This window comes from Vibrio cholerae (assembly GCF_008369605.1).
GTDB lineage: Bacteria > Pseudomonadota > Gammaproteobacteria > Enterobacterales > Vibrionaceae > Vibrio > Vibrio cholerae.
The window spans coordinates 2,773,623-2,789,150 of sequence record NZ_CP043554.1 but is presented as its reverse complement, the minus strand read 5'-3'; the positions used below and the strand labels follow the sequence as shown (position 1 = coordinate 2,789,150).

The following is a 15,528-nucleotide window of genomic DNA, read 5'->3' as shown; positions in this document are numbered from 1 at the left end:
AGTATATTAATTAATCAGCGCCATATATTCAGCGACACCTTCAGCCACTGTTTTGAACTGTACATCACAGCCAGCAGCGCGAAGTTTGGTAAGGTCAGCCTCGGTAAACTCTTGGTAAGCACCTTTAAGATGGTCTGGGAATGGAATGGTTTCGACTTCGCCACGACCATGGAATGCGATCACCGCTTTCGCCACTTCGTTGAACGATTCCGCTTTACCTGTACCACAGTTGAAAATGCCGGATACGCCATGATCTAAAAACCACAAATTGACAGCCGCGACATCACCGACATACACGAAATCACGTTTGAAGTGCTCACTGCCAGCAAACAGTTTCGGGTTTTCACCCGCATTCATTTGATTGTTCAAATGAAAGGCAACCGAAGCCATCGAGCCTTTATGCTGCTCACGAGGACCGTATACGTTGAAGTAACGAAACCCCGTTATTTGGGATAAGGTTTCGTCGTGTTGTTTCGCATCTAACCATAGACGGCGTACATAGTTATCAAATTGCTGCTTCGAATAGCCGTAAACGTTGAGTGCACCTTCATACTGCGGTTCCTCAATAAAAGTATCGGTTTCGCCATAAGTGGCTGCTGAAGAGGCATACAGGAAGGGGATTTCACGATCTAAGCAGTAGTGCAGCAGCTCTTTAGAGTATTCATAGTTGTTGAGCATGACATATTTACCATCCCACTCTGTGGTCGCAGAGCAAGCTCCCTCATGAAAAATGGCGTCAATGGACCCAAAATCATCACCGGCCATGATCTGAGCTAGGAAGTCATCTCGATCCATATAGTCGGCGATCTGTAGGTCAACCAGATTTTTGAACTTACGACCATTTTTCAAATGATCGACGACCAGAATGTCAGTGATACCACGCTCATTAAGCGCTTTGATAATGTTGCTGCCAATCATGCCAGCGCCGCCAGTTACGATAATCATTATGAATTCCTATAGATGCGAACAGTTGCACGCATTATAGCCCGTCATTCTAATGCTGTAATCACAAAATCTATCTCGTCTCTTTCCAAAGCTCGCCCGTCACAGCGTTTTGGTTTAGACTCGTGCAATGAAAATTCGTCGATCACGCTATTGGGAGCATTACCCAAGGGCGGTAGCGTTTCTGTAAATGTGTATGTAGACGTATCGTAATAAGCCTCTAACAAAAAATGGACGTAGAATGAAGATATTAGTTACAGGCGGAGCTGGTTTTATTGGCTCTGCTGTTGTTCGTCATATCATCCAGAGCACTCAAGACAGTGTCGTGAACTTAGATAAATTGACTTATGCAGGCAATTTAGAATCTTTAGCGTCAGTGGCTGGTAGCGAACGTTATGCTTTTGAGCAAATCGATATCTGTGACCGTGCCGAGCTCGACCGTGTCTTTGCAGAGCATCAACCCGATGTGGTAATGCACTTAGCGGCTGAATCTCATGTTGACCGCTCTATTGATGGTCCAGCGGCCTTCATCGAAACCAATATTATTGGCACCTATACCCTCCTCGAAGCGGCTCGTCATTACTGGAGCCATTTAGAGAGTAAACGTAAAGCCGCGTTTCGTTTTCATCACATTTCAACCGATGAGGTGTATGGCGATTTAGAAGGTACGGACGACCTCTTTACCGAAACGACCGCCTATGAACCCAGTAGTCCTTATTCTGCGTCTAAGGCATCCAGTGACCACTTGGTGCGCGCTTGGCTACGTACTTATGGCTTACCCACTATAGTCACCAACTGCTCAAACAACTACGGCCCGTATCATTTTCCAGAAAAGCTCATTCCATTGATGATTTTGAATGCACTGGAAGGGAAAGCCCTGCCTGTGTATGGCGATGGTATGCAAATTCGCGATTGGCTGTTTGTCGAAGACCACGCACGAGCACTGTATAAAGTGGTGACCGAAGGTCAGGTAGGTGAAACCTACAACATTGGTGGACACAATGAAAAAGCCAATATTGAAGTCGTAAACACACTCTGTGCATTACTTGAAGAGTTGGTACCGAATAAGCCCGCGGGTGTTGCCCATTACGCCGACCTCATTACTTACGTGAAAGACCGCCCAGGGCATGATGTTCGCTATGCGATTGATGCGTCGAAAATCGAGCGAGAGCTGGGTTGGAAGCCAGAAGAGACCTTTGAATCCGGTATTCGCAAAACCGTAGAGTGGTATTTACATCACCGTGAATGGTGGAGCCGAGTGTTGGACGGCTCATACAGTCGTGAGCGTTTAGGTACCGGACAATAACAATCAATGAAGTTGGCAATAGCATGAAAGGCATTATTTTAGCGGGTGGCTCAGGCACTCGTCTCTATCCCATTACCCGCGGCGTATCAAAGCAGCTGCTCCCCATTTACGACAAACCGATGATTTACTATCCGCTTTCTACACTAATGTTGGCGGGAATTCGTGACGTTTTGATTATTACCACACCTGAAGATAACGAAAGTTTTAAACGCTTATTGGGCGATGGCCGTGATTTTGGCATTCATCTTCAATATGCTATTCAGCCGAGTCCTGATGGTTTAGCGCAAGCCTTCTTAATTGGTGAAGAGTTCATTGGTAACGACTCGGTTTGTCTTGTGCTTGGCGATAACATTTTCTATGGGCAATCGTTCAGTAAAACTTTGCGCCATGCGGCATCGCGTGAGCACGGTGCAACCGTATTTGGTTACCAAGTCAAAGACCCCGAGCGTTTTGGTGTGGTGGAGTTTGATGAGCAGATGCGTGCTATCTCCATTGAAGAGAAACCCTCCAAACCTAAGTCAAACTATGCGGTCACTGGACTGTATTTCTATGACAACCGAGTGGTAGAGCTTGCCAAGCAAGTGAAGCCGTCAGCGCGTGGTGAATTAGAAATCACCACGCTCAATGAAATGTACTTAAATGATGGCTCGCTCAATGTCGAGCTACTAGGCCGTGGTTTTGCTTGGCTAGATACGGGCACTCATGAAAGCTTGCATGAAGCTTCCTCCTTTGTAGAAACGGTGCAGCACATTCAAGGATTGAAGATAGCGTGTTTGGAAGAGATTGCTTGGCGTAATGGTTGGCTCACCTCTGAGCAGCTTCTTGAGTGCGCAAAGCCGATGCTTAAAAATGACTATGGCCAGTATTTGGAAAGATTAGTCAAAGAGGAGCGCCACGGATGATGCGTGTTCTATTGACGGGCAGCCGTGGTCAAGTGGGGCACTGCTTAGTCCAGCAGCTCAGTACCATGAAAGAGGTTGAGTTTTTAGCGGTAGACCGCGACCAACTGGATATCACCCATCCCGCTCAAGTGGATGCGGTGGTGAACGAATTCAAGCCTAACATCATCATCAATGCGGCGGCGCATACCGCCGTTGACCGTGCAGAGCAAGAGATTGAGCTCTCTTACGCGATTAACCGAGATGGCCCTCACTACCTAGCCCAAGCGGCAAATAAGGTTGGTGCTGCGATACTGCACATTTCGACAGACTATGTCTTTTCCGGTGATAAACCGAATCCATATCTCGAAACTGACCCTACCGCACCACAGGGCGTGTATGGCGAAAGCAAATTAGCGGGAGAAATCGCGGTCGCTCAAGCCTGCCCTCGGCACATTATCTTGCGCACGGCTTGGGTGTTTGGTGAGCATGGCAATAACTTTGTGAAAACCATGCTGCGTTTAGCACAAACACGCGATGCCCTAGGCGTGGTAGCAGACCAGTGTGGTGGCCCGACGTATGCGGGAGATATTGCCAACGCGCTACTGATGATGGCGAAAGCGATTGTGGAGGGGAAATCTACCGCTTTTGGTGTATATCATTTTTCTGGATTACCGCATGTCAGTTGGCATGAGTTTGCTTGCACCATTTTTGATAAAGCCCGTGACCAAGGGGTATTGAATAAATCCTTGCAAGTCAATGCAATCACTACGCAAGAGTACCCAACTCCGGCGAAGAGACCGGCTAACTCTCGGTTAGACACCCAGAAAATCTATCAACACTTCGGTGTAGTTGCCAGTGATTGGCAGGCTGCATTGAACCATCTCATCGACTATAAGAGTAAAGAATAATGAAAGTGATAGAGACAGACATTCCAGATGTCAAAATCATTGAGCCAACAGTGTTTGGTGATGAACGCGGATTCTTTATGGAAACGTGGAATCAAAAGCGTTTTGAAGCGTTGGTAACGGGTAAGCCAACCCAGTTTGTGCAAGACAATCATTCAAAATCCAAAAAAGGGATTTTACGAGGTTTGCATTACCAAACGGAAAACACGCAAGGCAAATTAGTGCGTGTGGTTTCTGGTGAAGTGTTTGATGTCGCGGTAGACATTCGTAAAGACTCGCCGACTTTTGGGAAGTGGGTGGGGGTGTATCTGTCTGCGGAAAACAAACGTCAGCTTTGGGTGCCTGAGGGTTTTGCGCATGGTTTTTATGTGACCAGTGATGAGGCGGAATTTGTGTATAAATGCACGGATTATTACAACCCGACAGCTGAGCATTCGTTATTGTGGGATGATCCGGACATTGGTATTGAGTGGCCTGTTAGTGTTAGACCATTTCTTTCAGAAAAAGACATAAATGGTCAAATGTTTAGTGATGTCCCAAAATTAAATTATAATATTTTCTAATAACATAAAGTACGATCAATGGAACTTGTTGAAAAGTTGAAAAAAAATGTGATTCTGCAGCATAGAGAACTTCTGTTAGCTCTTGCGAAGAGAGATATCATTGCTAGATATAAAGGCTCGATATTGGGGATGCTTTGGAATTTTATTAACCCATTATTGATGCTTACTATTTATAGTTTTGTCTTTGGGCTTGTATTTAAAGCAAAGTGGGGTATGGATGTAAATAAGAATTTTGCAGTAATTCTGTATTGCGGGTTAATTATTCATTCATTTCTTGCTGAAGTTATAAATTCATGCCCAAACCTGATGCAATATAATGCTAATTATGTTAAAAAAATTGTTTTCCCATTGGAGATTTTACCATTAAAAATAGTATTAACATCTATTTTTAATTTGACGGTGAATTTCTTAATACTATTGGTTTTTATAATATTGGGGAGTTTTGAGGTTTCGGTATATTGGCTATATTTCCCTTTGGTAATTTTTCCTCTATTAGTACTTTCGACAGGAATTGCATTTCTAATTTCAGCTATTGGTGCATATATTAAAGATACAGCATATATAGTCGGATTTATAACAACAGTGCTGCTGTTTCTTAGTCCGATTTTTTATCCTATGAGTGCAATACCTGAAAATTATCACATATACATATACATTAACCCATTAGCGTATATAATAGAGCAGGCAAGAATTGTGATGATATATGAAGATGTTCCTGATGTTATTGGTATTGTCATTTATACAATGGCGTCATTTTTTATTTTAATAATAAGCATTAATGTTTTTAAAAAATTAAAATCTGGATTTTCTGATGTTATCTAATGAATGCTCAATAAAAGTTGATAATATATCCAAAAGTTACTTTAGATATAACAACCCACTATCACATATAGCCGAGAAACTGTTTGGTTTTAAATCAAAAAATATTCAGCGCTTTGATGTTTTGAAAGATATTTCTTTTGAGATAAGAAAAGGTGAAACTGTCGCAATAATAGGTGCAAATGGTGCTGGAAAATCAACGTTACTACAGATTATAACAGGTACTTTAACACCAAATATGGGAGAGATTTATACTAGTGGAAAAATCTCAGCTTTATTGGAGTTGGGTGCTGGTTTTAACCCTGAGTTTACAGGTGAAGAGAATGTGTATTTATCTTGTTCATTATCAGGGATGAAAAAATCTGAAATTGATATGGTGATCCCATGGATTAAAAGTTTTTCAGATATTGGTGACTATTTCTATGAGCAAGTTAAGACATATTCCAGTGGTATGTTTGTGAGATTGGCTTTTTCTGTCGCAGTATGCCAGCGACCGGAGATATTGATTGTTGATGAAGCATTAGCAGTTGGAGATATATTCTTTCAAAATAAATGTTTAGAATTTATGAGAAAAGATCTCGATAAAACAACAAAGCTTGTTGTTACTCATGATATGCATACTGTTACATCTATGTGTGATAAGGTAATTCTAATTAATGATGGAAAAGTTGTTTTTTATGGTGAGCCTTTAAGTGGTGTTGAGACTTATTTAAAACATTACCAAAATCAATCATTTTCAATAAGGCAAGATAAAAACACACAAATATCAGTGAATAAGCCTGATCTTAGAGATGGAAATAGAGTAGAGCAATCCTGGAATCATATAGATTCAAAAAAGCTATCAGGTTCTATGTGTTCAAAAATTGTTGGCTATAATATTAATTTAGAAAAGCTTTCTCCCAACAATTTTCTGATACAAGATAAAAAAATAATTAAAATAAATCTTGATGTTATAAGCGAAAGAAACGTAGATGACGGTATAGTAGGTTTCTTAATCTGTGATAAGTATGGGAATAGTATATTGGGTTACAACTCGTTGGGGCCTCTATTAAATAAAAAGATCAGTATAACAAAAGGTAAAACAAAGATATTTTTTGAGATAGAGTGGCCAGAAATAAGGCCAGGGGAATACTTTATTACTCTAGGTATAGGGGAGGGCATTGACCCTTTGAATCACAACGTAGTTTGTTGGGCACATAATATCATTGGGATAAAGTCGATAGCTCCAGGGAAAATATACTATAGCTTGTTTAATCTTCCTTTTGTAAGCATGGATACTAAAAATGAATAATTATATAGATTTTGAAATAGACAATGAGCGTCCGGATGGAAAATTTACCCCATGGGGGGGGCACAGAGAAATTGCATATTATCTTGTCAGTGAAGTTAAACCAAAAAGCATAGTGGAACTTGGTACTCATTGGGGGGTTTCTCTTTTCAGTTTTCTACAAGCAATTAAAGATAATTGTCTCGACACAAAAGTTCATGCAATAGATACATGGGAGGGAGAGTCTCATGCTGGTATCTATGGGGAAGAAGTTTTTAATTTTATAAAAAATGGTAAGAAAAAATATTTTAATGACATTGAGTGCTCTTTAATAAGAAAGTTGTTTGATGATGCTGTCCAGTTATTTGATGACAATAGTGTAGATATTATCCATATTGATGGTTTGCACACATATGAAGCTACAAAAAATGATTATTATAATTGGCTTCCGAAGCTATCAAGTAATGGTATTGTTATATTTCATGATATAGCTGCCAATGTTGATTATGGTTCACGGTTATTTTGGGATGAAGTTAAAGGAAGCTATCCATATTTCGAGTCTGATCATTCGTGGGGTATTGGCATTTTATTTCCAAAGGGGAATCAAAATTACAAAAAACTATTAGATGATAATTTCCATGATAAATTGATTTTATTTAAGTATAAATATCTTTCTGATTTATATTCGGTTCAATTGAAAAAAGCTGAAAATCTAATCAATGAAAAGGATCAATTAATTAAACTAACAGAAAATCTTGCAGAAGAAAGATTGGCATTAGTAAGAAGTACAGAAGAAATATCGAATGCTCGTTTTAATATAATGAAAAAACTAGAGAGAGAATTAACTAAAATTCCAAAGATTGTGAGGTTTATTTTTGGTAAGGTATCATGATAAACAATAGATTAAAAGAACATGCTGAGGGTAAGATAAACGATCTTGCAGTAGCATCGCATATTACACACATTTTTACGGATTTTTTTGATACAATTGTTTCTCGTCAATGTCATCCGGAAGAAATAAAGAGGAAATGGTGTAAGCATTTCATTGAAATAACAAGCATTCGAAATAGTACTGAGTACATATATAATTTAAGGCTTGCAGTTGAAGATGAATTGGCAACGCAATCTCGAACTTTATATGGTGTGTCTGAATTCAGGCACATCGATATGATAAACAAGCTTTTGAGGCTTGTCGGAGTATGTGAAAATAGAATTGGCTTTTTAAGAGAAAAGCTGCACCAAATAGAGTTAGAAATTGAGAAGCGGAATCAATTCTTAAATTGTGATGTCATAACCTTCCTTGAAAAGCAAAAAATATTGGGTAGGAGAGTTGTAGTCGTTTCAGATTTTTATTGTTCAAAAGAATTTGTTTGTGACTTAATAAAATTCCATGGCATAGATAAATTGATAGACAAGGTATATGTATCATCAGATGTAATGATGACAAAGAGAGATGCTAACTTATTCAGGTATGTATTAGATAGGGAGAATGTTAAAGCTAAAAATGTAATTATGGTGGGCGATAACCTCCATAGTGATTTGGATATGTCGAGAGCTAATGGAATATTTGGAGTTCACGTTAAACGCGATTTCATTTTTTATGAAAAATCATTAAGAGATGATAAATCTGTAAAGAAAATAATCAAAGATGTTAACGATTCTTTAGAAAGAAAAAAAAGCAACTTTAGTTGGATGAGTATCCCGCTTTTTATTTTTACAGTTGAATTATACAATAAATTGAAAGCAAACTCAGTCAAAGAGATTATCTTCTTGGCAAGGGAAGGTGAGTTTTTGAAAGAGATATTTGACTCATATCTAGCTCTAGTTGGCGAACAATCTATTTCAACTAAATATATGTATGCATCAAGACGAGGAACTTACTTACCCTCGTTATATGAACTAGATGAGAATTGCTTTGACAAATTTCTTAACCAATATCCAAAAAATAATTTAGAAACTCTACTGAAAACTCTGTCTTTAGATAAATATATCGATGAATTAAAAAATTTCCATCCTGAAATTGATTTTGAGAGAAACCATTTAAATTTAAAGGCGTCAAGCGATTTTGGTTGTTTATTAAGCTCGGAAACTTTTAAAAATATCTTTTATAGCGAGTCTCGAAAGCGAAGACAGTATCTCAATGAATATATTGATAGTCTTGTAGAACACGATGGTGCTATTCATTTAGTGGATGTTGGTTGGAAAGGAAGTATTCAAGATAATATTCAAAAAGCCACCAATAGACAGGTTTTTGGATACTATTGTGGTTTGTTGTCGGGAGCGATAACTAATGTCGATAATATAAAGTATGGCTTACTATTTGAGTATACTAAAAATATCTGTAAAGGCTTTAGTGAATTTAATGAATTTAGAGCGTCTTTTGAGGTTTTCTGCGCTGCCTCTCATGGAAGTACTATAAGTTACCAACCCTTTCCTAAAGTTGTTTTGTTAGAAGAAAATCAATATGAAAAAGAGCTATATTTGAAGTCAATCAGGCCAATACAGCATAGATTGAAAAATGCTGTAGAAGACCTTTTTTCATTGAGTGAGAGATACTCAATCTCAAACGAGGCCTTATACAATATTTTGGTTCCTATTTATTTTAAGCGGATGATGTTACCAACAAATGATGAAATGCTAGAGTTTTCAAAGTACAAACATTATGAAAACTTCGGGTCTTTTGATTTCTCAACATTTGATGAGAAAAAACGTTCTAGAATCGGATATCTCAAACAGTTACTGCTTCAACCTAGGCATACGATGGGGAGTGAATGGTGGAAGCCATTAGGCTTTTGGAATCATGGTGTCGCTACTCTAAAATATCCTTACTATGTATTAAAATTAGTTACAAGAAGATTATAAAAAATGAATATTTGTTTTCTGATTTGGAGCCCCGATATAAGCGGTGGCACGAATGTTATTTTTGAGCATGCAACAAGAATGCTTCAGTTTGATAATGAAGTAACTATTGTTACAGATGATAAAGTTAGTAAAAATAGAATAGAATGGTTTCCAGGTGCTGAGAAAATCACTTGGAAAACTTATAATGAAGTTCAGGGCGAATTTTTTGATTTAGCTATTGCTACATGGTGGAAGACCACATTCTCATTGCATAAAGTTAAAGCAAAAAATTATGTATATTTTGTCCAATCAATAGAATCAAAGTTTTATCCTGAAGAAGAAGTTATTCTGAGAAATTTAGTTGAACAAACTTACACGCTTCAAGTTGAGTTTATAACTGAAGCCAGTTGGATAAAAGAATATTTATTTGATAATTACGCTGTAAATGCTCACTTAGTTAGAAATGGAGTGCGCAAAGAGTATTTCAATGAACAAATCGAACCGATATGTAAAAGAGAGCCGAATAAAACAAGATTATTGATTGAAGGGCCTTTAAATGTATCCTTTAAGAATACCGAACTAGCTTTAGAAATTGCAAAGAAAAGTAATGCAGATGAAGTTTGGCTGCTAACATCAACACCAGTAGGCGCCATGAAAGGTGTTGATAAACTATTTAGCCGTGTTCCTATATCCAAAGTAGGAAAAATATATGCCTCTTGCGATATTTTAGTTAAGCTATCTACAGTTGAGGGCATGTTTGGACCACCTTTAGAAGCTTTCCATTGTGGCTGTACATCGATTACTTACGATGTTACAGGCTATGATGAATATATAAAACATTCGTCTAATGCTTTAGTGTCTTTTACAAGAGAAGACGAAGAAGTTCTAAACTTTATTAATCAGTTGTGTGCTGATAAAAATATGATTGACAATTTGAAATTTGAAGCTCTCAACACTGCTAATGATTGGCCGGACTGGGATAGTAGTTCTAAATTATTTAACGATATTTGTTTAAACATTGTCAGATCTGAAGTTATGCATAATTACACAAGCTCTTTCAAAGCAGCAAGCTTAATGTGGGATACCTATTGTCAGTCTGTTGAAAATGCTAAAACTGGAAATTCTTCAAAGTACAAACGAATAAGGTTTAAGGTGCTTAACTATATTAATAATAATTTCCCCAACCTATTTTTTAAACTTAGAAAAATAAAATACAAAGTAGGTTCCTATAGTAGATAAATATCGTAGATGAATGATTTTAAATATGACGTTATAATTTGCACTTATAACGGAGAAAAATATATTCGGGATCAGATAAAAAGTATAATTGGTCAAGAAAATAAGCCGGCCAATATTATTTTATCTGACGATGGTTCTACAGATTATACGCTAGAAATAGTTAAGAGTTTATTCCATGAGTTGAGTTATACTAATTACAGGATAATAAATGGACCAAGGAAAGGGGTAACGTATAATTTCCTTCAATCGTTAATACACAGTACAAGTGAGTATGTGTTATTTTCAGATCAAGATGATATCTGGTTAGACAATAAAATTGAATTGTATAAAGAAGAAACTAATAAATATAGTACTAATGTCGCTACACTTTATTTTTCTGATTCGTTATTAATAGATGAAATAGGAGAGATAACACAGACTAGTTTCTTTGAGTATCAAAATTTAGATTTTAATACGATTAGGGATGGTAGTATTTTATATCAAAATTGTGTTCAAGGTGCCACGATAATGATCAACAGTAAGTTAAGAGATGCAGTGCTTAAGTCTCTGAATATAATAAATATTGATAATATTGCCATGCATGATTGGTGGATTGCTGTTGTGGCAAGTTCGATAGGGCGCCCCATATTTGTTAGCGAACCGACTATCAAATACAGACAGCATGGCGGAAATTTGGTTGGAGCAAGGAGAAAGAGAAATCTGGCTCATAACTTAATTTATGTTGGAGATACAATTGATTCGTTAAAAATAGTAGCAAAGCAAATCGTGGAATATAGAAGATTCAAAGAAAAATCTATTAACATTAAAGATTTGACACGTAGTCAAACGAAAAGTTGTTCAATATTTAAGCGTGTTATTTTGAACGCTTTTGCTTTTTATTACTCATTTAAATGAGTTTATTATAATATGCAAACTAATACGAAAAGGCTTAGTTATAACATGTTTGTAGGAATCATATTTTCGTTTCTCCTTACATGTTACTCTATTGTGAATAATTTAGATTCTGATGTTAAATCTAAATATTTGGTTACGATAGTTGCTACAGGTAATTCTTCAGATTATAGTAAAGGTAAAGAAATATGGCTATATAAAATAGAAGGAAAGAACTGGCGAATTAAGTCTCATGATGATGGTTGGGAAAATAGAAATGGTGTATGGGTTTCATACAACCAACAACCAGCAAAATTGACATTCTCTTCGGAGTCTTTACCATCCCTAACCTTCGCTACGCATCCTTATTCAGGTCTTGTTACTATTATATCAAATGGGAATGAATATAGTTATAATCTGTATAGTAAATATCAAAAAATTATAGAGATAACTCCTTTTAATACATGGGGAAAATTGGATATTTTCCTATTTATTTTTCTATGTATTTTTTTTTCTATATTCAGCTATATTCTTTCTTTATTGATGAAAGAGAAAACGTATAGTATTTTTCTTGTCTCAGTTATTAGCTTTATAGTTGCATCAATCGTTTTATATACTTTCTACCCAGGTACATATACGAACGATTCAGCAGATCAACTACACCAAGCGATTACTTCCAATTATAGTGATTGGCATCCACCACTTATGTCCTTTTTTTGGTCAATTTTACTTTCATATACCCAAAGCTATCCAATTTTATTTTCAATTATAGTTGTTTTATTTGTGTTGGGGATGTTAGGCGTTTCGGTATTTTTAATTATTGAGCATAGATATATTGCTGCTTTATTTACCCCACTGTTAACATTTACCCCGTATATAGTTAATTTTATCGGAGTCGTTTGGAAAGATGTATTCCTAGCAGCTTCTCTTCTCGTATCTGTGTCCATTCTTCTATTTGCTAACTACAGTAAAAATAGATATTTATTACTTTTTATTTATACATCTTCGATACTATTTAGTATTATCGCAGTGGGTATAAGAACTAACGCAGTTTTCATTCCTATTTTCATGATTTCTTACGCATCTTATAACATGTTTAAAGGAAAGCTGAAATTATTAAAAACACTAATGACGACTTCTTTTATTATGTTATTAGTATTTTTGGCTAATAGTGAATTTAAAAAAAATATTAACTCCGTAGAATCTTACCCTATCCAGTATTTACAATTGTATGACTTGGCTGGTATTTCAACGAGAATTGGAACATCTCTTTTCCCTGAGTATATAACAAAATCTGAAGCGTATAATTTTGAGACAGTTAAAAGCTACTATATTGAATCGTTACAAACTACTGGGAATGCAAATAAACTAGTCTTTCTAAGAGATAAAGAGCCCGCAATTTTACCTCTTACTATTAATAAAGAAAATTTGTCTGAATTAAAATATGCATGGCTTAAATCAATTTTCGAAGAGCCAGTTGCATATATTAAACATAGGCTTTCACTAATGAAATTCTTCTTGTTCAGTGGGTTCTATTCTACACAAATGCCTTCAAATGATGCTAGTAGAGAGCTGCTTTTTTCTAATTTTGAAATGAAGAATATTAGTGGGGAATATGATCAACATTTTAGGTTAAATAGTCAGAAGGCCATCTTATCAATTGTGGAATATTTTAATATACACGGGGTTCTCAATGGTTTTTATGTGCTTGTATTTAATATTCTTACATTGGCACTTGCGTTGTTTATTAAAAAAGATAAGAATATATTTAGGTTGATAGTGTTACTATCTACAACATCTTTACTTTACTATGCTCCTTATATTGTTTTTCTACCAGCGTCGGATTTTAGATATTTATACTGGCCTAGTGTGGCGGGTTCCATATGTATATTTATATTTTTTAGTATAATTTTTGAAACGATTTATAAAAGATTAGAGGTTTATTTATGTCGAAAGATGGGTTAATAGGATACACAGGGTTTGTCGGACAAACTTTGTTAAAGCAGAGGCATTTTGATGCGTTATATAGATCCATTAACATAGATGAAATTATTGGTTGTGATTTTGACACAATTGTTTGCGCTGGAGCTCCAGCTGTTAAATGGTTGGCGAATAAAGAACCGGATAGTGACAAGAAAAATATCGAAAATTTGATTTTTCATTTGTCAAAGATAAGAGCTAAAAAGTTTATTCTGATTAGTACAGTTGATGTTTTCAGCTCTCCAAATTTGTCTAATGAAGAAACATTTGTAAATAAAGAAAACCTTCATGCTTATGGATTGCATAGAAGGCTTTTAGAAGAGTTTGTTGAAAAAAACTTTGATGATTATCTTATTGTAAGGCTTCCTGGGTTAGTTGGTCCGGGATTAAAGAAAAATGTTATTTATGATTTTCTAAATAACAATAATATATCTTCAATAGATAGTCGGTCTGTTTTCCAGTTTTATCCTATGGTTAATCTTTGGCAGGATATAGAAATCGCCATTAAAAATAATTTAAAAATTATTCATTTAACATCCGAACCAATTGGTACAGCAGAGATTGCTGATAAAGTATTTGGCATAAAATACTTCCAAAATGAAGTGTTAGACATTCCGCCTAAATATGATTTCCAAACAAATTATGTCGATATGTATGAAGGTAAACTTAATTATCAGTATTCAAAAAAAGAAGTCCTAATGTCTATTAGAGCCTACGCTCAGTCTGAGATAAAAGGAATGAGATTGTGATTTCAATATCAAATATTGCTTGGGATGTAGCTTTTGATGATGAGGTAGCAGGTATACTTACATCCTACGGGGTTAATTATGTTGATTTCGCGCATGCTAAATATTTTAATAATCCTGAAACTATTTCTGATGAAGAAATTGGGATAGTCACGTCATATTGGTCTTCAAAAGGTATAAAGCCTTTAGGTATGCAATCATTGCTTTTTGGTACTTCTGGTCTAAATTTATTTGGCGACATTGAAGTGCAAAATAGAATGCTGGCACATTTATCTAATATTTGCCGAATCGGCAATAAAATGGATGCAAGAAAGCTCGTTTTTGGTTCTCCTAGGAATAGAGATCGTTCTGAAATACCAGATAATAAATTATTGGATATTGCGCTACCTTTTTTTTACAATCTAGGCGAAATGGCATTAAACAACAATGTTATAGTTTGTTTGGAGCCTAATCCTGAATGCTATAATTCAAACTTTATGACCAATAGTCTAGACACTGCAAAAATAGTAGAATTAGTAGGGCATTCTAATATCAAGATGCAATTGGACACCGGTGCTATGAATATTAATGAAGAGTGTCCTAAGGAAATAATAGAATCAATATACCCATATGTAGGACATATACATATTAGCGAACCTCAGCTAAGGCCATTGTCGTTTGATAGCAAGTATCATTCCAAAGTAGCACCTGTAGTTAATGAATATTTCCCTGATGTTCCATTGGCAATTGAAATGCTCACTACTTCAAAAGATGTATGTTTACAAGAAATTGAAGTTGCAGTCAATCTAGTACAAAAACTATATAAGCGTTAAATTATGAAATGGTTGATTTTAATTTTAGGTGTTTTATCCAATGCATCTGCCAGTACTTTGATAAAAGTCGCTATGACCGAACGGAAGCAAGCAATAAGCATTAGAGAGCCCTTAACTATATTAGCGAATTGGCCTTTATTCATCGGTGTGCTTTTATATGGGGCTGCGTTTGTCCTTTACGCATTGGCACTAACCAAATTGCCACTTAATGTTGCGCATCCCATATTAACAAGTGGTTCTATAGCATTAGTTGCAATAGCATCTGTAGCCATGTTTGGTGAAAGCATGAGTATCCTAAATATATTGGGTGTATTGATGATTATGAGTGGCGTAGTAGCATTAACTATAAGGTAATTT

At 36.2% G+C, this 15,528-nt stretch carries 15 protein-coding genes; 14 read left to right on the top strand and 1 reads right to left on the bottom strand.

Annotated features, from left to right (window positions below; genetic code table 11):
- Positions 1-6: 6 nt before the first annotated feature.
- Positions 7-945 carry an ADP-glyceromanno-heptose 6-epimerase gene (gene rfaD / locus F0316_RS13005; protein ID WP_000587803.1) on the bottom strand — a complete coding sequence of 313 codons (939 nt, stop codon included), beginning with the start codon at positions 943-945 and terminating at the stop codon, positions 7-9.
- Positions 946-1,183: 238 nt separating this feature from the next.
- On the opposite strand from rfaD, the gene rffG reads away from it, so the two are divergent.
- The 14 genes from rffG (at position 1,184) to F0316_RS12935 (ending at position 15,525) form a co-directional block, all read left to right on the top strand.
- On the top strand, positions 1,184-2,248 hold the full coding sequence (rffG, locus tag F0316_RS13000; protein ID WP_149560535.1) for a dTDP-glucose 4,6-dehydratase: 1,065 nt from the start codon (positions 1,184-1,186) through the stop codon (positions 2,246-2,248).
- Positions 2,249-2,271: 23 nt separating this feature from the next.
- Complete coding sequence (gene rfbA, locus F0316_RS12995) at positions 2,272-3,150, top strand: glucose-1-phosphate thymidylyltransferase RfbA (RefSeq protein ID WP_069212354.1); 879 nt, start codon at positions 2,272-2,274, stop codon at positions 3,148-3,150.
- Positions 3,147-4,037: a dTDP-4-dehydrorhamnose reductase gene (gene rfbD / locus F0316_RS12990; RefSeq protein ID WP_102786269.1), complete on the top strand. Its 891-nt coding sequence runs from the start codon at positions 3,147-3,149 to the stop codon at positions 4,035-4,037. The genes rfbA and rfbD overlap by 4 nt, the downstream gene beginning before the upstream one ends.
- The gene (gene rfbC, locus F0316_RS12985; RefSeq protein ID WP_102786270.1) at positions 4,037-4,597 is read left to right on the top strand and encodes a dTDP-4-dehydrorhamnose 3,5-epimerase; all 561 of its coding nucleotides are present in this window, start codon (positions 4,037-4,039) and stop codon (positions 4,595-4,597) included. Before rfbD ends, rfbC begins: the two co-directional genes overlap by 1 nt.
- 18 nt (positions 4,598-4,615) lie before the next feature.
- Positions 4,616-5,419: an ABC transporter permease gene (locus F0316_RS12980; protein ID WP_102786271.1), complete on the top strand. Its 804-nt coding sequence runs from the start codon at positions 4,616-4,618 to the stop codon at positions 5,417-5,419.
- On the top strand, positions 5,409-6,707 hold the full coding sequence (locus tag F0316_RS12975) for an ABC transporter ATP-binding protein (RefSeq protein WP_102786272.1): 1,299 nt from the start codon (positions 5,409-5,411) through the stop codon (positions 6,705-6,707). The genes F0316_RS12980 and F0316_RS12975 overlap by 11 nt, the downstream gene beginning before the upstream one ends.
- Positions 6,700-7,575 (top strand): class I SAM-dependent methyltransferase, encoded by an 876-nt coding sequence (locus tag F0316_RS12970; protein WP_102786273.1) that lies wholly within the window; start codon positions 6,700-6,702, stop codon positions 7,573-7,575. Before F0316_RS12975 ends, F0316_RS12970 begins: the two co-directional genes overlap by 8 nt.
- The gene (locus tag F0316_RS12965) at positions 7,572-9,545 is read left to right on the top strand and encodes an HAD hydrolase-like protein (protein ID WP_149560534.1); all 1,974 of its coding nucleotides are present in this window, start codon (positions 7,572-7,574) and stop codon (positions 9,543-9,545) included. The genes F0316_RS12970 and F0316_RS12965 overlap by 4 nt, the downstream gene beginning before the upstream one ends.
- A gap of 3 nt (positions 9,546-9,548) precedes the next feature.
- Positions 9,549-10,763 carry a glycosyltransferase gene (locus F0316_RS12960; RefSeq protein ID WP_102786275.1) on the top strand — a complete coding sequence of 405 codons (1,215 nt, stop codon included), beginning with the start codon at positions 9,549-9,551 and terminating at the stop codon, positions 10,761-10,763.
- Between the two features lie 9 nt (positions 10,764-10,772).
- Positions 10,773-11,657 (top strand): glycosyltransferase family 2 protein, encoded by an 885-nt coding sequence (locus F0316_RS12955; protein ID WP_149560533.1) that lies wholly within the window; start codon positions 10,773-10,775, stop codon positions 11,655-11,657.
- Between the two features lie 93 nt (positions 11,658-11,750).
- The gene (locus F0316_RS12950) at positions 11,751-13,598 is read left to right on the top strand and encodes a hypothetical protein (RefSeq protein ID WP_148504036.1); all 1,848 of its coding nucleotides are present in this window, start codon (positions 11,751-11,753) and stop codon (positions 13,596-13,598) included.
- Positions 13,580-14,362 carry a Rossmann-fold NAD(P)-binding domain-containing protein gene (locus F0316_RS12945; RefSeq protein WP_000031009.1) on the top strand — a complete coding sequence of 261 codons (783 nt, stop codon included), beginning with the start codon at positions 13,580-13,582 and terminating at the stop codon, positions 14,360-14,362. Before F0316_RS12950 ends, F0316_RS12945 begins: the two co-directional genes overlap by 19 nt.
- Positions 14,359-15,171 (top strand): sugar phosphate isomerase/epimerase family protein, encoded by an 813-nt coding sequence (locus F0316_RS12940; protein WP_000623663.1) that lies wholly within the window; start codon positions 14,359-14,361, stop codon positions 15,169-15,171. Before F0316_RS12945 ends, F0316_RS12940 begins: the two co-directional genes overlap by 4 nt.
- Positions 15,172-15,174: 3 nt before the next feature.
- The gene (locus F0316_RS12935) at positions 15,175-15,525 is read left to right on the top strand and encodes a DMT family transporter (protein ID WP_000871579.1); all 351 of its coding nucleotides are present in this window, start codon (positions 15,175-15,177) and stop codon (positions 15,523-15,525) included.
- The last annotated feature ends 3 nt before the right edge of the window (positions 15,526-15,528 follow it).